Origin of the sequence: Pseudoxanthomonas koreensis (assembly GCF_010093225.1) — a bacterium.
Taxonomy (GTDB): domain Bacteria; phylum Pseudomonadota; class Gammaproteobacteria; order Xanthomonadales; family Xanthomonadaceae; genus Pseudoxanthomonas; species Pseudoxanthomonas koreensis.
On sequence record NZ_PDWM01000035.1, the window covers coordinates 18,271 to 34,370 of the forward strand.

A 16,100-nucleotide genomic window follows, 5' to 3' on the forward strand; every position below is an offset into this window, starting at 1 on the left:
GCGGCTCCCTGTAGGAGCCCGCATGAGGGCGACCCGGAAGCGTCGGCACACGGCCGCGTTCAACGCGACCGCTCCGGAGGCTCCGCGTTGTACGCGGCGCGTTCCGGCGGCGTCGGGTCGCCCTCATGCGGGCTCCTACAGGAAGCCGCCGCACAGGCGTCCGGGCCCCGCATGGCCGCCTTAATGCCGCGCGCACGCCTGCTGGGCTAGGCTTGCCTCCTGTCCTGCCACGGAGGCGACCGTCATGTGGATCCGCGAGGAAAGTCCCGACGACATCGACGCCATCCACGACCTGGTGCTGGCCGCCTTCGCCGCCGTCGGCGTGCCCGGAGAAGGCAAGCTGGAGGCGCGTACCGTCGACACCCTGCGCGCCGACCATGCCCTGGCCGTTTCGCTGGTGGCCGACATCGATGGCCGCCTCGCCGGCCACGTCGCGTTTTCGCCGGCCCGCCCCTCGCGCGACGGCGACGGCTGGTACGTGCTCGGCCCGGTCGCGGTCAACCCGGCCGACCAGGGCCACGGCATCGGCGCCGCGCTGGTCCGCGCCGGCCTGCGCATGCTCGAGGAACGCGAGGCCAACGGCTGCGTGGTGCTCGGCGACCCGGCCTACTACCGCCGCTTCGGCTTCCGTCCCGACCCGCTGCTGACCCTGCCCGACGCGCCGGAAGGCGCGTTCCAGGCACTGCGCTTCACCGACGCGGCCTCGGCCGGCGAAGTGGTGCTGCACGCCGGCTTCGGCCACCACGAGAACGACTGGATGGCGGGGCCCTGACGCGCCAACCCTGCGCTGGCGCGCACGCTAGAATCGGACTCCCCCCCTTTCCCCGACCCCCCCGCAATGTCCAAAGTCCTGGTGATCGGTTCCGGCGGCCGCGAGCACGCGCTGGCCTGGAAGCTGGCGCAGTCGCCGCGCGTATCGGAAGTCGTCGTCGCCCCCGGCAACGCCGGTACCGCCACCGAGGCCGGCTGCCGCAACGCGCCGGTCAAGGTCACCGACATCGACGGGCTGCTCCGGCTGGCGCAGGACGAAGGCGTGGCCCTGACCGTGGTCGGCCCCGAGGTGCCGCTGGTGGCCGGCGTGGTCGACCGCTTCCGCGACGCCGGCCTGCGCATCTTCGGCCCCACCGCCGCGGCCGCGCAGCTCGAAGGCTCCAAGGCCTTCGCCAAGGACTTCCTCGCCCGCCACGGCATCCCCACCGCGTTCTACGCGGTGCATACCGACGCCGACGCCGCATTGGCCTACATCAACGAAAAGGGCGCGCCGATCGTGGTCAAGGCCGACGGCCTGGCCGCCGGCAAGGGCGTGATCGTGGCGATGACCCTGGCCGAAGCCGAGGCCGCGGTGCGCGACATGCTCTCGGGCAACGCCTTCGGCGATGCCGGTGCGCGGGTGGTGATCGAGGAATTCCTCGAAGGCGAGGAGGCCAGCTTCATCTCCATGGTCGACGGCCGCACCGCGCTGCCGATGGCCACCAGCCAGGACCACAAGCGCGTGGGCGACGGCGACACCGGCCCCAACACCGGCGGCATGGGCGCCTACTCGCCCGCCCCGGTGGTCACGCCGGAAGTGCATGCGCGGGTGATGCGCGAAGTGGTCGAGCCCACCGTCCGCGGCATGGCCGCCGACGGCGTGCCATTCACCGGCTTCCTCTACGCCGGGCTGATGATCGACGCGTCCGGCGCACCGAAGGTGATCGAGTTCAACGTGCGCTTCGGCGACCCGGAGACCCAGCCGGTGATGCTGCGCCTGCAGTCGGACCTGGTCGAACTGGTCGAGGCCGCGATCGATGGCCGCCTCGACGCGGTGGAAGCGCAGTGGGACCCGCGCCCGTCGCTGGGCGTGGTGATGGCCGCGCGCCCGTATCCGGAAACGCCGGTCACCGGCGATGTCATCAGCGGCCTGGACGCGGTGCCCGCCGGCGCCAAGGTCTTCCACGCGGGGACCGCGCTGGATGCCGCCGGCCAGGTGCTCAGCGCCGGCGGCCGCGTGCTGTGCGTGGCCGCGCTGGGCGATTCGGTGTCCGACGCACGGCGCAATGCCTATGCCGGCGTCGATGCGATCCACTGGGCCAGCGAATTCCACCGCCGCGACATCGGCTGGCGCGCGATCGAACGCGAGCGCGACGCGGGCTGAGGCTTCCGCGCGCGGCGCGGCCATGCCATCCTCGCCGCGCCCAGGCAACCGCCACCACGCAGGCCCGCCATGACCGTCGGCAGCGCCCAGCTCACCATGTCCCTGCTGATGACGCCGGACATGGCCAACTTCTCCGGCAACGTCCACGGCGGTGCCCTGCTCAAGCTGCTCGACGAGGTCGCCTACGCCTGCGCCAGCCGCTACGCCGGCTGCTACGTCGTCACCCTGTCGGTGGACCAGGTCACCTTCCGCGAGCCGATCCACGTCGGCGAACTGGTCACCTTCCTGGCCTCGGTCAACTACACCGGCCGCAGTTCGATGGAAGTGGGGATCAAGGTGGTGACCGAGGACATCCGCGGCCGCGCGGTACGGCACACCAACAGCTGCTTCTTCACCATGGTCGCGCTGGACGACGACGGCCGCACCGTCGCCGTGCCGCCGCGCGAGCCACAGACGGCCGAAGAGGAGCGCCGCTTCGAACAGGGTCGCCAGCGCCGCGAGATCCGCCAGGAAATGGAAGAGCGCTACCGCGCGCTGCGCAGCGACGCGCCGGGCGCCGGCTGAGCACGCTTGGACTGGAACGACACCCTCACCACCCTGGCCGCCGCCCTCGGCCTGGGCCTGCTGGTCGGCGCGGTGCGCGAACGCCACCATGCCGACCGCATCGGCAAGGCCGGCGTGCGCACGCATGCGCTGCTGGCACTGGCCGGCGCGATCGCCATGGGCTTCGGCAATGCCGCGCTGCTGGTGGTGCTGGCGGCGGTGGCGCTGCTCGCCCTGGCCAGCTACCGGACCAGCCGCGACCGCGATCCCGGCCTCACCGGCGAGGTGGCGATGCTGGTGACCGTGCTGCTGGGCGCGCTGGCCCACCGCTCGCCGGCGCTGGCGGCCGCGCTGGGCGTGGTGGTGGCGATCCTGCTGTGGGCCAAGGCGCCGCTGCGGCGATTGAGCCGCGACCTGATCAGCGAAACCGAAATGCAGGATGGCCTGGTGCTCGCCGCCGCCGCGCTGGTGGTGCTGCCGCTGCTGCCGGACGAGCCGGTCGATCCCTGGGGCGTGGTGCAGCCGGCGATGCTGTGGCGGATCGTGGTGCTGATCATGGCGGTGGGCATGCTCGGCCATGTCGCCCGCCGCGCGGTCGGTGCGCGGCGCGGCCTGCCGGTTGCCGGCTTCTTCTCCGGCTTCGCCTCCTCCACCGCCGCGGTGGCCAGTTTCGGCCAGCTCGCGCGCGCGCAGGCGGCGCTGCGACCAGCGGCGGTGGCGGCCGCGCTGCTGGCCAACCTGGCTTCGCTGCTTCTGCTGGCGGCGGTGGTCGGCGCGGTCTCGCCGTCGCTGCTGCGCACGGCGGCCGCACCGCTGGGCGCGGCGGCACTGGCCCTGGCGCTGGTCGCCGGCGGTGGCCTGTTGCGTGGCGGGCAGGCGGACAGCCTGCCGCCGGGGCCGCCACCGCGCGCGTTCCAACTGGCCCACGCGCTGCTGATCGCGCTGCTGATCGCCGCGGTGATGCTGCTGGCCGAAGCCCTGCGCCGCCTGTTCGGCGATGCCGGCGCGATGGTCGCGGCGACGATCGCGGCCGCAGCCGAACTGCAGGCCGCCGGCGCCACCATCGCGCGGCTGGCGGCGACCGACGCCCTCACCTCCACGGAGATGCGCTGGGGCCTGGTCGCGCTGCTGGCCTCGACCACGCTGGCCAAGACCGTGCTCGCCTTCAGCGCCGGCGGCCGCGGCTACGGCATGCGCGTCGGCGCCGGGCTGGCGGCGATGACCGCGGTGGCGGCGCTGGCGGCCTGGCTCGTTTCCGGCACCTGATCGCCGCGGATGCGCCCGCTCAGACGTTGGCCTGCTCCGGCGGCACGCCGGTGGCCAGCGGCGCGGCACCACGGCCGTCGCCGTCGCCCTGCGGGCAGCGCGCATCGAGGGTGTAGGAGGTCATCGACAGCGAGCCGTAGGCGTAGCCGTCGACCAGCACTCCGGCCGGGCGCCCGGAGGCGGCGGCCAGGCCGGCGATGTACAGCAGCGGCAGGAAATGGTCCGGGGTCGGCACCGCCAGGTGGAAGTCCTGGTGCGAGGCCAGCGCGGGAACATCGTGCGGGCGCTCGCACATCAGCGTCCGCGCGTCCTCGTTGAAGCGCCGGTTCCACTCGAAGGCGCCGTCGCGCTGCTTCCAGTCGATCGCGCGCAGGTTGTGGACGACGTTGCCGCTGCCGACCACCAGCACGCCGCGCTCGCGCAGCCGGGCCAGCTTCGCGCCCAGCGCCAGGTGCCACTCCGGCGGGCGCCGCGCGTCGATCGACAGCTGCACCACCGGGATGTCGGCCTGCGGGAACGCGTGCACCAGCACCGACCAGGTGCCGTGGTCGATCCCCCAGCCATCGACGTCCGCGCCGACGTGGTCCGGCTTGACCTCTTCGGCGATCTCCCCGACCAGGTCCGGCAGGCCCGGCGCCGGATACTGGACGTCGAACAGCGCCTGCGGGAAGCCGTAGAAGTCGTGGATGGTGCGCGGCCGCGCCATCGCGGTGACCGCGGTGGTGTTCACGTACCAGTGCGCCGAGACCGCCAGGATCGCGCGCGGCCGCGGCACCGAATCCCCGAACTCGCGCCAGGCCGCGGTGAAGCGGTTGTGCTCCAGCGCGTTCATCGGGCTGCCATGGCCGAGGAAGGCCGCGGGCATGATCGGGGTGGCGCTCATCGGGACCTCCGGGCAGGCACGGAAGGCCCACTTTAACCACGGCGGCGCCGCGCATGCGCGCGGCCGCGCGCAACCGGCGTCTGCTAGGCTCCGCGCAGTCCCGCGGAGGCCCGCATGTCCGGCTACAGCCAGTTCGCGCTGCTGACCCAGCGCCGCTTCCTGCCCTACTTCATCGTCCAGGCGCTGGGCGCCTTCAACGACAACGTCTACCGCCAGGCGATCATCGGCCTGCTCGGGGCGATGGTGCTGGCCGGCAGCATCGCCCCTGACACCCGCGCGCTTTACACCCAGCTGGCGCCGGCGGTCTTCATCGTGCCCTACTTCCTGTTCTCGGCCACCGCCGGCCAGATCGCCGAACGGCTGGAGAAGCAGAAGCTGATCGTGGTCACCACCGCCATGGAGATCGGGATCATGTCGCTGGCGGCGGTCGGCTTCCTGCTGCAGAACATGCCGCTGCTGCTGCTGGCGCTGTTCTGCACCGGCCTGCAGTCGACCCTGTTCGGGCCGGTGAAGTACTCGATCCTGCCCTCGGTGCTGGCGCCGGAGGAGCTGACCGGCGGCAACGGCCTGGTCGAGATGGGCACCTCGATCTCGATCCTGCTCGGCATGATCTTCGGCGGCTCGATCTTCCTGCTCGCCGGCGCCGCCGGGCCGTACGTCGCGGCCGTGTCGATCGTGCTGCTGGCGGGGGCCGGCACCTTCGTCGCCCGCCGCATCCCGCGGGTGGACGCGGGCGAGCCCGGCCTGAAGGTCAGCTGGAACATCGCGCGCGAGTCGTGGGGCATCTGGAAACTGACCCGCCGCCAGCTGGCGGTGCGCAACGCGGTGCTCGGCGTGTCCTGGTTCTGGTTCATCGGCACCGCGCTGACCGCGCAGCTGCCGGTCTACGCCGAGACCAACCTGGGCGGCACCCAGGCGCTGTACATCCTCGGCCTGGCGCTGTTCTCGATCGGCGTGGGCACCGGCTCGCTGCTGTGCGAGAAGCTGTCCGGGCGCATCGTCGAGATCGGCCTGGTGCCGCTGGGCGCGTTCGGGGTCAGCGCGTTCCTGTTCGACCTGTACTTCGCCCGCCCGGGGCAGGCGCTGGCGACGGGCATGAGCGTGGCCGAGTTCGCGCGCGCGCCGGGCAGCGCGCGGATCATGCTCGACCTGGCCGGAATCGGCCTGTTCACCGGCTTCTTCGTGGTGCCGCTGTTCGCGCTGATCCAGAGCCGCACGCCGAAGCGGGAGATGGCGCGGGTGATCGCCGGCATGAACATCCAGAACGCGCTGTTCATCGTCGCCGCCGCGCTGTCCGGCGTCGCGGTGCAGCGCGCGCTGGGCTGGACCATCCCGCAGGTGTTCCTGGCCCTGGCCGTCGCCAACACCCTGGTCGCGATCTGGATCTTCACGATCGTGCCCGAATTCCTGATGCGCTTCCTCAGCTGGCTGCTGGTGCGCGCGCTGTACCGGCTGGAGCTGCACGGCATCGAGAAGAACGTGCCCGACGAGGGCGCCGCGCTGATCGTGTGCAACCACGTCAGCTACATGGACGCGCTGATCCTGGCCGCGACCATCCCGCGGCCGGTGCGCTTCGTCATGTACTACCGGATCTTCGACATCCCGGTGATGCGCTGGATCTTCCGCACCGCGCGCGCGATCCCGATCGCCGGCGCGCGCGAGGACCCGGCGCTGATGCAGCGCGCCTTCGACCAGATCGACGCGGCCCTGGCCGAGGGCGAGCCGGTGTGCATCTTCCCGGAAGGCGCGCTGACCCGCGACGGCGGGATCGCGCCGTTCAAGTCCGGCGTGGAGAAGATCCTCGAACGCGCGGCCGCGGCCGGCCGGCCGGTGCCGGTGGTGCCGATGGCGCTGCGCGGGATGTGGTCGAGCATGTGGAGCCGGCGCGGCGCATCGGCCGACGGCGGATGGCTGGGCCGCATGCGCGTGCCGCGGCGCTTCCGCGCGCGCATCGAAGTGGCCGCCGGGCCACCGCTGTCGGGCGAGCTTCGCGCCGAAGTGCTGGAAGCCCGCGTGCGCGAACTGCGCGGCGACCACGCCTGAGCGCGCGGCGTCTATGCCGGCGCCGGCGCGTCGGTTAGGCTTGCGACCGACGCAAGCCAGTATGCAAGTCGCATCACCAACCACGACCCGCAGGAGGCAGTGCCATGAGTTACGTCCCCCCGCCCACCCCGAACGCGGCCCCGGCCTACCAGCCGGTCCCCAATTACCTGGCCTGGGCGATCGTCTCGACCGTGCTGGCGACCTGCCTGTGCTGCCCGCTGGGCCTGGTCGGCATCGTCGCGATCGTGTTCTCGAGCAAGGTCAACAGCCTGCTGCGCCAGGGCGACATCGCCGGTGCCCAGCGCGCCTCGGCCAATGCCAAGACCTGGTGCTGGGTCGCCACCGCGCTGGCGATCATCGGCCTGCTGCTGAACATCTACATGTTCTCGACCGGCGGCATGGCCGAGTACCAGCAGATGATCGAGCAGATCCAGCAGGCGCAGTAAGCAGCGGCGCATGTCCGCCACCGCGCGCGCGCTGTGGATCGCGGCGCTGGCCACGACGGCGGTCGCGGCCGGCGCCGGGGTGTGGCTGCTGCGCAGCTTCGACCCCAACGCGGCGGGAAACCCGTTCCCGCCGTGCATGTTCCACGCCTTCACCGGCCTCTACTGCATCGGCTGCGGGCTGACCCGCGCCCTGCACGCGCTGGTCCACGGCGACGTGGCCGGCGCGCTGTCGATGAACGTGCTGGGCGTGCTGATGCTGGTGCTGGTGCCGCTGATGGTGGCCTGGGGCCGCGGCTGGCAGCCGCGCGCGCTGCGGCCGCTGATGGGCGTGGTGATGGAGCCGAAACTGTGGCTGCTGGTGCTGCCGGGCTACTGGGTGGCGCGCAACCTGCCGTGGGTTCCGTTCACGTGGCTCGCGCCGGGTTGACTCAGCTCACCCACCCGGCGATCACCAGCAGCGCCAGCAGCGCCAGCCACAGCAACAGCATGCGCCACACCAGGCTCATCGCGTCGCGCAGTTCGACCAGCTCGCCGGTGACCGCCACCGGCACCGGCTGGCCTTCGCGCAGGTAGTCCTCGGCCTCCTCGGCCAGTTCACCGCGCACCGCGGCACGGCCGGCGGCTTCCAGGAAACCGCTCTGCGCGTGCCAGCGGTCGCCGCCGCCGGCGCGCCAGGCGCGGAACACCAGGTCGAAGTTGCCCGCCAGCGCCAGCGCCAGGGTCATCAGCTGCGCCACCGGCCATTCCAGCCAGTGCAGCAGCACGCGCGCGCCGGCCGCGTTCTCCACGGGCAGACGCGCCGGACCGGCCAGCGCGGCGCGCTCGGCCAGGCGATACAGCGCGGCCCCGGTCGGACCCAGCAGCAGGAACCAGAACAGCGGCGCGAACCAGCGCCGCAGCGCGCTGCGCATCAGCGTGCCCGGCAGCAGGTGGCCTTCGACCACCGTCGCGCCCGGTTCGGGCGCCAGCAGCGCCAGGCGCGCGCGCCGGGTCTGCGGATCGGAATCGTCGAGCGCGGCCTCGACGTCGATGTCCAGGTCGCGCGGCCCCCAGGCGCAGACCAGCACGACCACGCCGAACAGCAGGCCCAGCAGGCCCCAGAGGCGGCCGTACAGCAGCACCTGCAACAGCAGCACCAGCAGCACCGGCGGCAGCAGCGCCAGCCAGATGCCGGAGCGGCCCTGCCAGAACCCGCCCTCGCCCGCATGGGCGCCGACCCAGTCCAGCCAGCGCTCGAACCAGTGGAACCGGCGCAGCGAGGCCATCGGCGCGGGCGCGACATGGCCCAGCACCAGGGCGGCGACGACGGCAACCAGCGTGGTGAACATGCGAGCGGCTCCCTCCACGCCGGTCCAGGGGAGGGATTCTAGCCGGAGCCCGCGACCGGCGACGCTAAGCGCGCGTGAGCATGCCGCCGTGCGCGTGCCAGTGCGCGATGAGCGAACGGGCGATGGAGATCGGCGGCGCCAGCAGGATCGAGTCCGCACCTGCGTCGGCGTCGTCGCGGAGCAGGGCCGCACCGATTTCCGCGCGGCTGAACCAGCGCGCCTGTTCCAGTTCCCCGTCCACCTGCGGCTCGTCCGGCTCGGCCAGCGCCTCGAAGCCGAGCATCAGCGCGCCGGGGAACGGCCACGGCTGCGCGCCCAGGTAGCGGCAGGCGCGGACCCGCACCGCGGTTTCCTCGTGGACCTCGCGCGCCACCGTCTGTTCCAGGGTCTCGCCCGGTTCGACGAAGCCGGCCACCACCGACCAGCGCCGTGGCGGCCAGCCCGGCTGCCGGCCCAGCAGCAGGCGCTCGCCATCGCTCACCGCCACGATCACCGCCGGGTCCACCCGCGGGTAGTGGTCGTTGCCGCACTGCGCGCAATGCCCGGTGAAGCCGCCGCGAGCGAACGCGACCGCGCCGCCGCAGACGCCGCAGAAACGGTTGCGCGCCTGCCACCAGAGCATGCCGCGGGCGTAGGCGTAGGCGCCGGCGATCTCCGCCGGCCACTCGGCCGCGGCACGGCGCAGGTCGATCCACTGCGCCGCGTCCAGCGCCGGCAGCGTCGCCGACTCGACCGCGAACCAGGCCTGGCCACCGTCGCGCGAGCGGCCCAGGAACACCGCCGTGCCCGGCCCGCCACCGACGTCATCGCCGCGCAGGTCCAGCAGCGCGCCATCGGCCGCCACCGCTGCGCGGCCTTCGCCATCCAGCACCAGCAGCCGCGCACCGGGCCACAGCCCGCGCAGCGCCTCGGCGTCGCCGCGCAGCGGATCGGCGCGGTCCAGCGGGGCCGCGGCGAAGGCGAAACCTTCGAGGATGGCAGGGTCGGGCAGGACCGGGCCGGGCACGCGCGCCACCCGGCCGGGTCAGGTGCTGAAACTGCTGCCGCAGCCGCAGGTGGTCTTGGCGTTGGGGTTGCGGATCACGAACTGCGCCCCGCTCAGGCCTTCGCTGTAGTCGACCTCGGCGCCCATCAGGTACTGCAGGCTCAGCGGGTCGACCAGCAGGGTCACACCGTCGGTGTCCACCGCCATGTCGTCCTCGGCCCGGGTCTCGTCGAACTCGAAGCCGTACTGGAAGCCGGAGCAGCCGCCGCCCTGGATGTAGACGCGCAGGCTCAGGGCCTCGTTGCCTTCCTCGGCGATGAGTTCGCGCACCTTGGCGGCCGCGGCCTGACTGAAGCGCAACGGCTGCTCGAGTTGCTGGTAGCTGGGGTGGAGAAGTTCCATGCCGCCAAGATGGGGCCCGAAGGCCCCCGGATCAAGCCTTGGCCGCCTTGGCCGCGGTGATCGGCGTGGCCGCCTCCGGCACCGCCGCCACCCGCGGCTGCGAGGACGCATGGACCAGGCGGCCGGTCAGCTGCGCGCCGGCGCTCATTTCCACCACCGTGTAGTGGACGTTGCCCTCCACGCGGGCCTTCTGCGCCAGTTCGATCCGCTCGCCGGCGTGCACGTCGCCGTTCAGGGTGCCGTTCACGATCACCACCGGCGCATGCACCTCACCCTCGATCATGCCCTGCTCGGCCAGCACCAGGCTGGCCGGCTTGCCCTCGGCGGCCAGCACCTTGCCGACGATGCGGCCTTCCACGTACAGGCCGCCGCTGAACTCCAGGTCGCCGCGGATGACCACGTCCGGGCCGATCAGGGTGTCGATGGTGAAGCCGTCGCGCTGGGCCGTCTTGTTGTTCTTGAACACGCTCATTTTTCTCCGCCGCTCCCCGCGGGTTTCCAGTCGAAGGTCTGCTCGACGCCCCCCGCGCCGCCACGCAGCGAGACTCGCACACGCTGCGGGGTGAAATCCTTGGGCAACATCACGTTGCCCGTCAATTCCTGGAAATACCGGAACGAATAGTCCTGTCCCGGGCTTCCCGGCCTGTTGTGCAGTTCGTCCCAGCCGATCGTGGCCAGCTTGCCGGCGCGCACGCCCTCCACCGCGAAGCGCAGCTGGCCCTGGCTGATGGCGCCGCGGTTCAGGTTCTGGGTCAGCACCGCGCGGTAGCTCCAGGTCCCGGCCTCGGTGGGCGTGAACTCGATGGAGTGCACGTTCAGGCCCTTGCGCTGCGAGGTCGAGCCGACCAGGCGCTCGTAGAAGGCCACGTCGGCGCGCAGGGCGGCGATCTCCTCGTCGCGCTCGGCCAGCGAGGACTGCAGTTCGCTGTTGGCCGCGCGGCTGATCTGGTCCGAACGCTGCAGGGTGACCAGGCGCTGGGTGGTCTCGTCGAGCTGGCGCTGCTGCACGGCCGCGGTGCGCTCGGCGGCACGCAGCTGGCTGCGCGCGTCGCCCGCGCCCGGCGCGGCCAGCGACGATGCCAGCCACCAGGCCAGGCCCAGCGAAACCAGCCAGGCCACGGCGAGGGCGATCCACAGGCGGCGGCCGGCCAGGCGCGGCTGCCGCGGGACCACCTGGAAACGGGGAACGGGTTCAGTCATGTCGTCGCGGTGGAGGCCGGCATCGGGCCGATTCTGCCTATACTGCTTCCGGAACGGGCCAGCAGTGTAACGCCCGCCCGCGGCGGGGCCAGCGGCATGAGCGCGCGGCCGAGGAGGATCGCTCCATGACCGAAGCCCACATCTACGTGATCGGGATCCTGCTGGCCTGGATGGCCGGGATCCGCGCCTACCTCACCGTGTTCGGCGTGGGCCTGGCCGGCCTGCTCGGCTGGGTCGACCTGCCGCCGGCGCTGCAGCCGACCATGTCCTGGTGGGTGCTGGGCACCTCCGGCCTGCTCGCCCTGGCCGAATTCTTCGCCGACAAGATCCCCGGCGTGGACTCGGTGTGGGACCTGCTGCAGACCCTGGCCCGGGTCCCGGCCGGCGCCTTCCTCGCCGCGGCCACGCTCTCGCCCGACGGCCAGCTCGGCGGCACCGCGCTGGCCGCCGGCGCCGGCATCGCCCTGGCCAGCCACGGGCTCAAGGCCGGCACCCGCGCGCTGCTGAACACCTCGCCGGAACCGGCGAGCAACTGGGTCGCTTCGGTGGCCGAGGACACCGTGGTGGTCGGCGGCCTGGCGCTGGTCATGGCCCATCCGTGGATCGCGCTGTTCGTGGTGGTCGGCGCCAGCCTGCTCGGCGCGCTGCTGGTGTGGTGGGTCTGGCGCACGCTCAGCCGCGGCGTGCGCCGGCTGTTCGCGCCGCCGCCGGCGCCATCACCGCCGGCATAGCGCCGGCGCGGCCCGGTTGTACTTGTCGTGGCGAACGCACTTGGTCACATAATGCGGTCCCAGCAGGGGGAAGACTGATGGCCGTACGGGAACCCGCTTCATTGCCGGAGGATGCGGCTGCGCGCCAGCGGGCGCGCGCCGAGACGCCGCCGCCGCGCTACTGGCGGCGCTGGACGCAGGACGCCGCCGAAGCCGGCGCCGATGCAGGCGGGCTGGCGCCTGCCGCGTCCCTCGCCCCGGCGACGGGCCAGGTGCCGCCGTCCGCGGCCGATGCCACCGGCACCCCGTCCGGACAGGCCACCACCGATGATTCCCCCTACCGCATCCTGATCGTCGAGGACGACCGCACCCAGGCCCTGTTCGCGCAGAGCGTGCTGCACGGCGCGGGCATGAAGGCCGAAGTGCAGATGCAGCCGGACGGGGTGATCGACGCGATCCGGCGCTTCGACCCGGACCTGATCCTGATGGACCTGCACATGCCCGGCCTGGACGGTATGCGCCTGACCTCGCTGATCCGCCAGCAGGCCGAATTCCAGCTGCTGCCGATCGTGTTCCTCACCGGCGACCCGGACCCGGAGCGCCAGTTCGAAGTGCTCGAGAGCGGCGCCGACGATTTCCTGACCAAGCCCATCCGCCCGCGCCACCTCATCGCCGCGGTCTCCAACCGGATCCAGCGCAGCCGCGCGCAGCTGCGCCAGGCCGCGCCGGCACCCGACGCGACCCTGCGCAACCATCCGGAGACCGGCCTGGCCACCCGCGGCTGGCTGCTGCAGCAGGTCGACGAGGCGCTGCTCGCCGGCACCGGCGGCGGCCTGTTCTTCGTCGAGGTCGCCAGCGCGCTGGGCCTGCGCGAGCGCTACGGCTACGCCGCGTTCGAGAAACTGATGAACCAGGCCGGCAACCGCCTGTCCCGGCTCGGCGCCCCGGCGCCGGTGGCGCGCCTGAACGACAACAGCTTCCTGCTGCTGGCCAGCGGCCGCGACGAATCGATCCTGGAGCAGTTCGCCAACCTGCTGCGCACCGGCCTGTCCGCGGAAAGCTTCGGCGTGCGCGACGACGAGCAGGTGCAGCTGCGCAGCGCGGTGGGCTTTACCGCGCTGTCGGCCGGCTTCGCCGACGCCGGCTCGGCGCTGGAGGCGATCGAGCGCAGCGCGCTGCAGGCGCGGCTGCGCAGCAGCGGCGTGGCCGCCTACGTGCCGCCCAGCGACACCGAGGCGCAGGAACGGCTGGCGCTGCTCGAAGGCCAGCTGGAACTGGCCTACCAGCCGATCGTCGCGGTGGCCGGCAACGAGCAGGCCCAGTACCAGGTCCTGCTGCGCCTGCGCCGTCCCGACGGCACGCTGCTCTCGGCCGCGCAGGTCGTGCCGGCCGCCGAGGCCAGCGGCCGCATCGCCGACCTGGACCAGCAGGTGATGGAACACGCGCTGGACATGATCGCCCAGCGCAGCGCGGCCGGCACTCCGCTGCGCCTGTTCGTCTCGCAGTCGCCGCGCACGCTGGCGCGCGAGGCCTTCGCCGACTGGCTGCTGCAGACCATCGAAACGCGCCGCATCGACGCCTCGGCGGTGGTGATCGACCTGCGCCTGGGCGATGCGCTGATCCACAGCGTCACCCTGGGCGAGTTCTGCCGGCGGCTGATGGCCGCCGGCGTGCAGTTCTGCCTGAGCCAGTTCGAACCCGGCACCGAAGCCGACGCGCTGCTCAACCAGTTGCCGCTGGGCTACGTGCGCATGGCCGGGCGCTACGCCGGCGCGCACGCGGACCCGGAACTGCGCGACCAGTTGCGCGGGGCGATCGACCTGGCCCACCGCCTGGGCCTGCAGGTGATCGGCCAGCAGATCGAGGATCCGCAGGCCGCCGCGGCGATGTGGATGGGCGGCATCGACTACATCCAGGGCAACCTGGTCAGTTCGGTCGGCACCGACCTGGATTTCGACTTCCAGAACGCGGTGCTGTAGCCGATGGCCGCTGCCCAGCGCCGGATCTGGCCCGTGCTCACCGCGATGGCGGGTGCCTGCGTACTGCTGGCCATCGGCCTGGGCCTGAGCGGCAATGCCGATGCCTCGTGGTGGAAGGTCGCCGGCGCGCTGGCACTGGCCACGGTGGTGTTCGCACTGGGCGCGGTGCTTTCCTCGGCCACGCAGGCACGCGACCTCAACGAGGCGCAGGCGCGCGCCACCGCCGCCGAGGACGAGTGCACCCTGCTGCAGCGCGACGTCAACCGCCACGACCAGCTCGAGCAGCAACTGCTGCAGGCCAAGCAGGCGGCCGAGTCTGCGGCGCTGGCCAAGGGCGAGTTCCTGGCCACGATGAGCCACGAGATCCGCACCCCGCTCAACGGCATCATCCCGATGCTGGACCTGGTCGCGCGCGGCAGCCTGGCGCCGGACCAGCGCGAGATGCTGCGCACAGCGCACGAATCCTCGCAGCAGCTGCTGCGCATCGTCGACGACATCCTCGACTACTCCAAGCTGGAGGCGAACCGGCTGGAGCTGGAGATCACCAGCTTCAACCTGCGCGAACTGCTGGAAGCGGTGCTGCAGCTGATGCAGCGTCCGGCCGAGGGCAAGGGCCTGCGCCTGGAGCTGAACATCGACCCGAACGTGCGCCTGCCGGTGCGCGGCGACCCGGTGCGCCTGCGCCAGATCCTGACCAATCTGATCGGCAACGCGGTCAAGTTCACCGAGCGCGGCGGCATCCAGCTGGGCGTGCGCCGGCTCGGCGAGACCGCGGCCCAGCACATGCTGCGCTTCGAAGTGCGCGACACCGGCATCGGCATCGGCCATGCGCAGCAGCAGCGGCTGTTCAGCGCCTTCACCCAGGCCGACGCCTCCACCACGCGCCTGTACGGCGGCACCGGCCTGGGCCTGGCGATCTGCAAGCGCATCGTCGACCTGATGGGCGGGCGCATCGGGGTGCAGTCCGAACCGGGGCACGGCTCGATCTTCTGGTTCGAGATCCCGCTGCTGAAGGTGATCGGCGACGTCCAGATCCGGCAGACCGCGCACGACGCCCGGCGCGTGCTGGCGATCACCCCGAACCTGCGCCTGCGCCAGCGCATCGCCCTGCTGCTGCCGAACTGGGGCATGACCGTCAGCATCGTCGAGACCACCCAGGAAGCGCTGGAGCGGCTGCGCCAGCCGCCCTCCCCCGGGCAGGGCGCGCAGGGCTTCGTCGCCGTGCTCGCCGACTACGACGGCCTGCGCCACAGCGCGCGCGCGCTGCACCGCGCGCTGCTGCGCACCCCCGCCTACGCCGGCGTGCGCCTGCTGTGGCTGTACGGCGACGAGGACATCCCGGAGGAACTGCGCGAGGGCGCCGAAGCGCTGCCGCGCCTGGCACCCGACGCCGACCTGCGTGGCGCCCTGCAGGAGGCACCGGCCCCGCGCGCCGAACCCAAGGGCCCGGCCCCGTTCCCTTCCGAACCCGTGCCCGCGCCGCCAGCGCCCGAACCGGCCCACTCCGGCCCGCCGCCGCGCCTGCTCCTGGTCGAGGACAACCCGGTCAACCTGCTGGTCGCGCAGAAGCTACTGTCGGTGCTGGGCTACGAGTGCGACACCGCGCCCAACGGCGAAGTCGCGCTGTCGCACATGGCCAGCGGCGTCTACGACCTGGTGCTGATGGACTGCCAGATGCCGGTGCTGGACGGTTATTCGGCGACACGCCGCTGGCGCGAGCACGAGGCCGGCCAGCCACCCGGCACGCGCCTGGCGATCGTGGCGATGACCGCCAACGCGATGGCCGGCGACCGCCAGCGCTGCCTCGACGCGGGCATGGACGACTACCTCTCCAAGCCGGTCTCGCGCGACCAGCCCGACGCCTGCCTGCGCCGCTGGCTGCGCGCCGCGCCGGTGCGCAGCGCGTCGTCGCGTCCGGCGGCGGCCGATGCGGCGGCGAGCGCGCCGCCCGCCGCGGCGGCCATGGCCGCGCCTTCGCAGCCGGCGGCATACCCGCCGGTTGCCGCGCCGGTTGCGGTTCCTGCGCCGGTCCCGGCTCCGGCACGGATGGACACCCCGGCGGCGGCGGCGCCCACGCCAGCGCCCGCCGCATCGAAGCCGGATGCGCCGGCCGCCCTTTCGCTGTCACCGGAGATGCCCTTGTTCGTGCCCCCGGCCGCCATCCCGCCCGCCGCACCCGCT

Annotated in this window: 16 protein-coding genes; 10 read left to right on the forward strand and 6 right to left on the reverse strand. The window is 72.6% G+C overall.

Annotation, left to right across the window (positions count from 1 at the left end):
• Positions 1-244: 244 nt before the first annotated feature.
• From CSC64_RS10935 to CSC64_RS10950, 4 genes are all read left to right on the forward strand, one after another.
• Positions 245-772 (forward strand): GNAT family N-acetyltransferase, encoded by a 528-nt coding sequence (locus CSC64_RS10935; protein WP_162435354.1) that lies wholly within the window; start codon positions 245-247, stop codon positions 770-772.
• A gap of 66 nt (positions 773-838) precedes the next feature.
• The gene (purD, locus tag CSC64_RS10940; protein WP_162435355.1) at positions 839-2,134 is read left to right on the forward strand and encodes a phosphoribosylamine--glycine ligase; all 1,296 of its coding nucleotides are present in this window, start codon (positions 839-841) and stop codon (positions 2,132-2,134) included.
• A 69-nt stretch (positions 2,135-2,203) separates the two neighbouring features.
• Entirely contained in the window at positions 2,204-2,698 is a 495-nt protein-coding gene (locus CSC64_RS10945; protein WP_162435356.1) for an acyl-CoA thioesterase, read from the forward strand.
• Positions 2,699-2,704: 6 nt separating this feature from the next.
• On the forward strand, positions 2,705-3,943 hold the full coding sequence (locus tag CSC64_RS10950) for a DUF4010 domain-containing protein (protein ID WP_162435357.1): 1,239 nt from the start codon (positions 2,705-2,707) through the stop codon (positions 3,941-3,943).
• Positions 3,944-3,962: 19 nt separating this feature from the next.
• Here the strand turns inward: CSC64_RS10950 and ygiD are convergent, their stop codons facing one another.
• Entirely contained in the window at positions 3,963-4,826 is an 864-nt protein-coding gene (gene ygiD / locus CSC64_RS10955; RefSeq protein ID WP_162435358.1) for a 4,5-DOPA-extradiol-dioxygenase, read from the reverse strand.
• Between the two features lie 114 nt (positions 4,827-4,940).
• Between ygiD and CSC64_RS10960 the strand changes: the two genes are divergently transcribed.
• The 3 genes from CSC64_RS10960 to CSC64_RS10970 all read left to right on the forward strand — a co-directional run bounded on the left by CSC64_RS10960 (position 4,941) and on the right by CSC64_RS10970 (position 7,742).
• Positions 4,941-6,869 carry an MFS transporter gene (locus CSC64_RS10960; RefSeq protein WP_162435359.1) on the forward strand — a complete coding sequence of 643 codons (1,929 nt, stop codon included), beginning with the start codon at positions 4,941-4,943 and terminating at the stop codon, positions 6,867-6,869.
• A 104-nt stretch (positions 6,870-6,973) separates the two neighbouring features.
• A complete protein-coding gene (locus tag CSC64_RS10965; protein WP_162435360.1) occupies positions 6,974-7,315 on the forward strand; it encodes a CD225/dispanin family protein in 342 nt (113 codons plus the stop codon).
• 10 nt (positions 7,316-7,325) lie between these two features.
• On the forward strand, positions 7,326-7,742 hold the full coding sequence (locus tag CSC64_RS10970; RefSeq protein WP_162435361.1) for a DUF2752 domain-containing protein: 417 nt from the start codon (positions 7,326-7,328) through the stop codon (positions 7,740-7,742).
• 1 nt (position 7,743) lies between these two features.
• Here CSC64_RS10970 and ampE read toward each other — a convergent pair whose 3' ends face one another.
• The 5 genes from ampE to CSC64_RS10995 all read right to left on the reverse strand — a co-directional run bounded on the left by ampE (position 7,744) and on the right by CSC64_RS10995 (position 11,230).
• Complete coding sequence (gene ampE / locus CSC64_RS10975) at positions 7,744-8,643, reverse strand: regulatory signaling modulator protein AmpE (RefSeq protein ID WP_162435362.1); 900 nt, start codon at positions 8,641-8,643, stop codon at positions 7,744-7,746.
• A 64-nt stretch (positions 8,644-8,707) separates the two neighbouring features.
• Positions 8,708-9,634: an NAD(+) diphosphatase gene (nudC, locus tag CSC64_RS10980; RefSeq protein WP_162435370.1), complete on the reverse strand. Its 927-nt coding sequence runs from the start codon at positions 9,632-9,634 to the stop codon at positions 8,708-8,710.
• Between the two features lie 33 nt (positions 9,635-9,667).
• The gene (erpA, locus tag CSC64_RS10985; RefSeq protein WP_162435363.1) at positions 9,668-10,030 is read right to left on the reverse strand and encodes an iron-sulfur cluster insertion protein ErpA; all 363 of its coding nucleotides are present in this window, start codon (positions 10,028-10,030) and stop codon (positions 9,668-9,670) included.
• A gap of 31 nt (positions 10,031-10,061) precedes the next feature.
• Positions 10,062-10,502: a bactofilin family protein gene (locus CSC64_RS10990; RefSeq protein WP_162435364.1), complete on the reverse strand. Its 441-nt coding sequence runs from the start codon at positions 10,500-10,502 to the stop codon at positions 10,062-10,064.
• Positions 10,499-11,230, reverse strand: coding sequence for a DUF6776 family protein (locus tag CSC64_RS10995; protein WP_162435365.1), 732 nt, complete (start codon positions 11,228-11,230; stop codon positions 10,499-10,501). The genes CSC64_RS10990 and CSC64_RS10995 overlap by 4 nt, the downstream gene beginning before the upstream one ends.
• Before the next feature lie 125 nt (positions 11,231-11,355).
• Here CSC64_RS10995 and CSC64_RS11000 point away from each other — a divergent pair, with 125 nt between their 5' ends.
• The 3 genes from CSC64_RS11000 to CSC64_RS11010 form a co-directional block, all read left to right on the forward strand.
• Positions 11,356-11,961: a DUF4126 domain-containing protein gene (locus CSC64_RS11000; RefSeq protein WP_162435366.1), complete on the forward strand. Its 606-nt coding sequence runs from the start codon at positions 11,356-11,358 to the stop codon at positions 11,959-11,961.
• 77 nt (positions 11,962-12,038) lie between these two features.
• A complete protein-coding gene (locus CSC64_RS11005; protein WP_162435367.1) occupies positions 12,039-13,919 on the forward strand; it encodes an EAL domain-containing protein in 1,881 nt (626 codons plus the stop codon).
• A 3-nt stretch (positions 13,920-13,922) separates the two neighbouring features.
• Positions 13,923-16,100, forward strand: a 2,178-nt coding sequence (locus tag CSC64_RS11010) for an ATP-binding protein (protein WP_162435368.1), incomplete at its 3' end; no start/stop codon positions are given.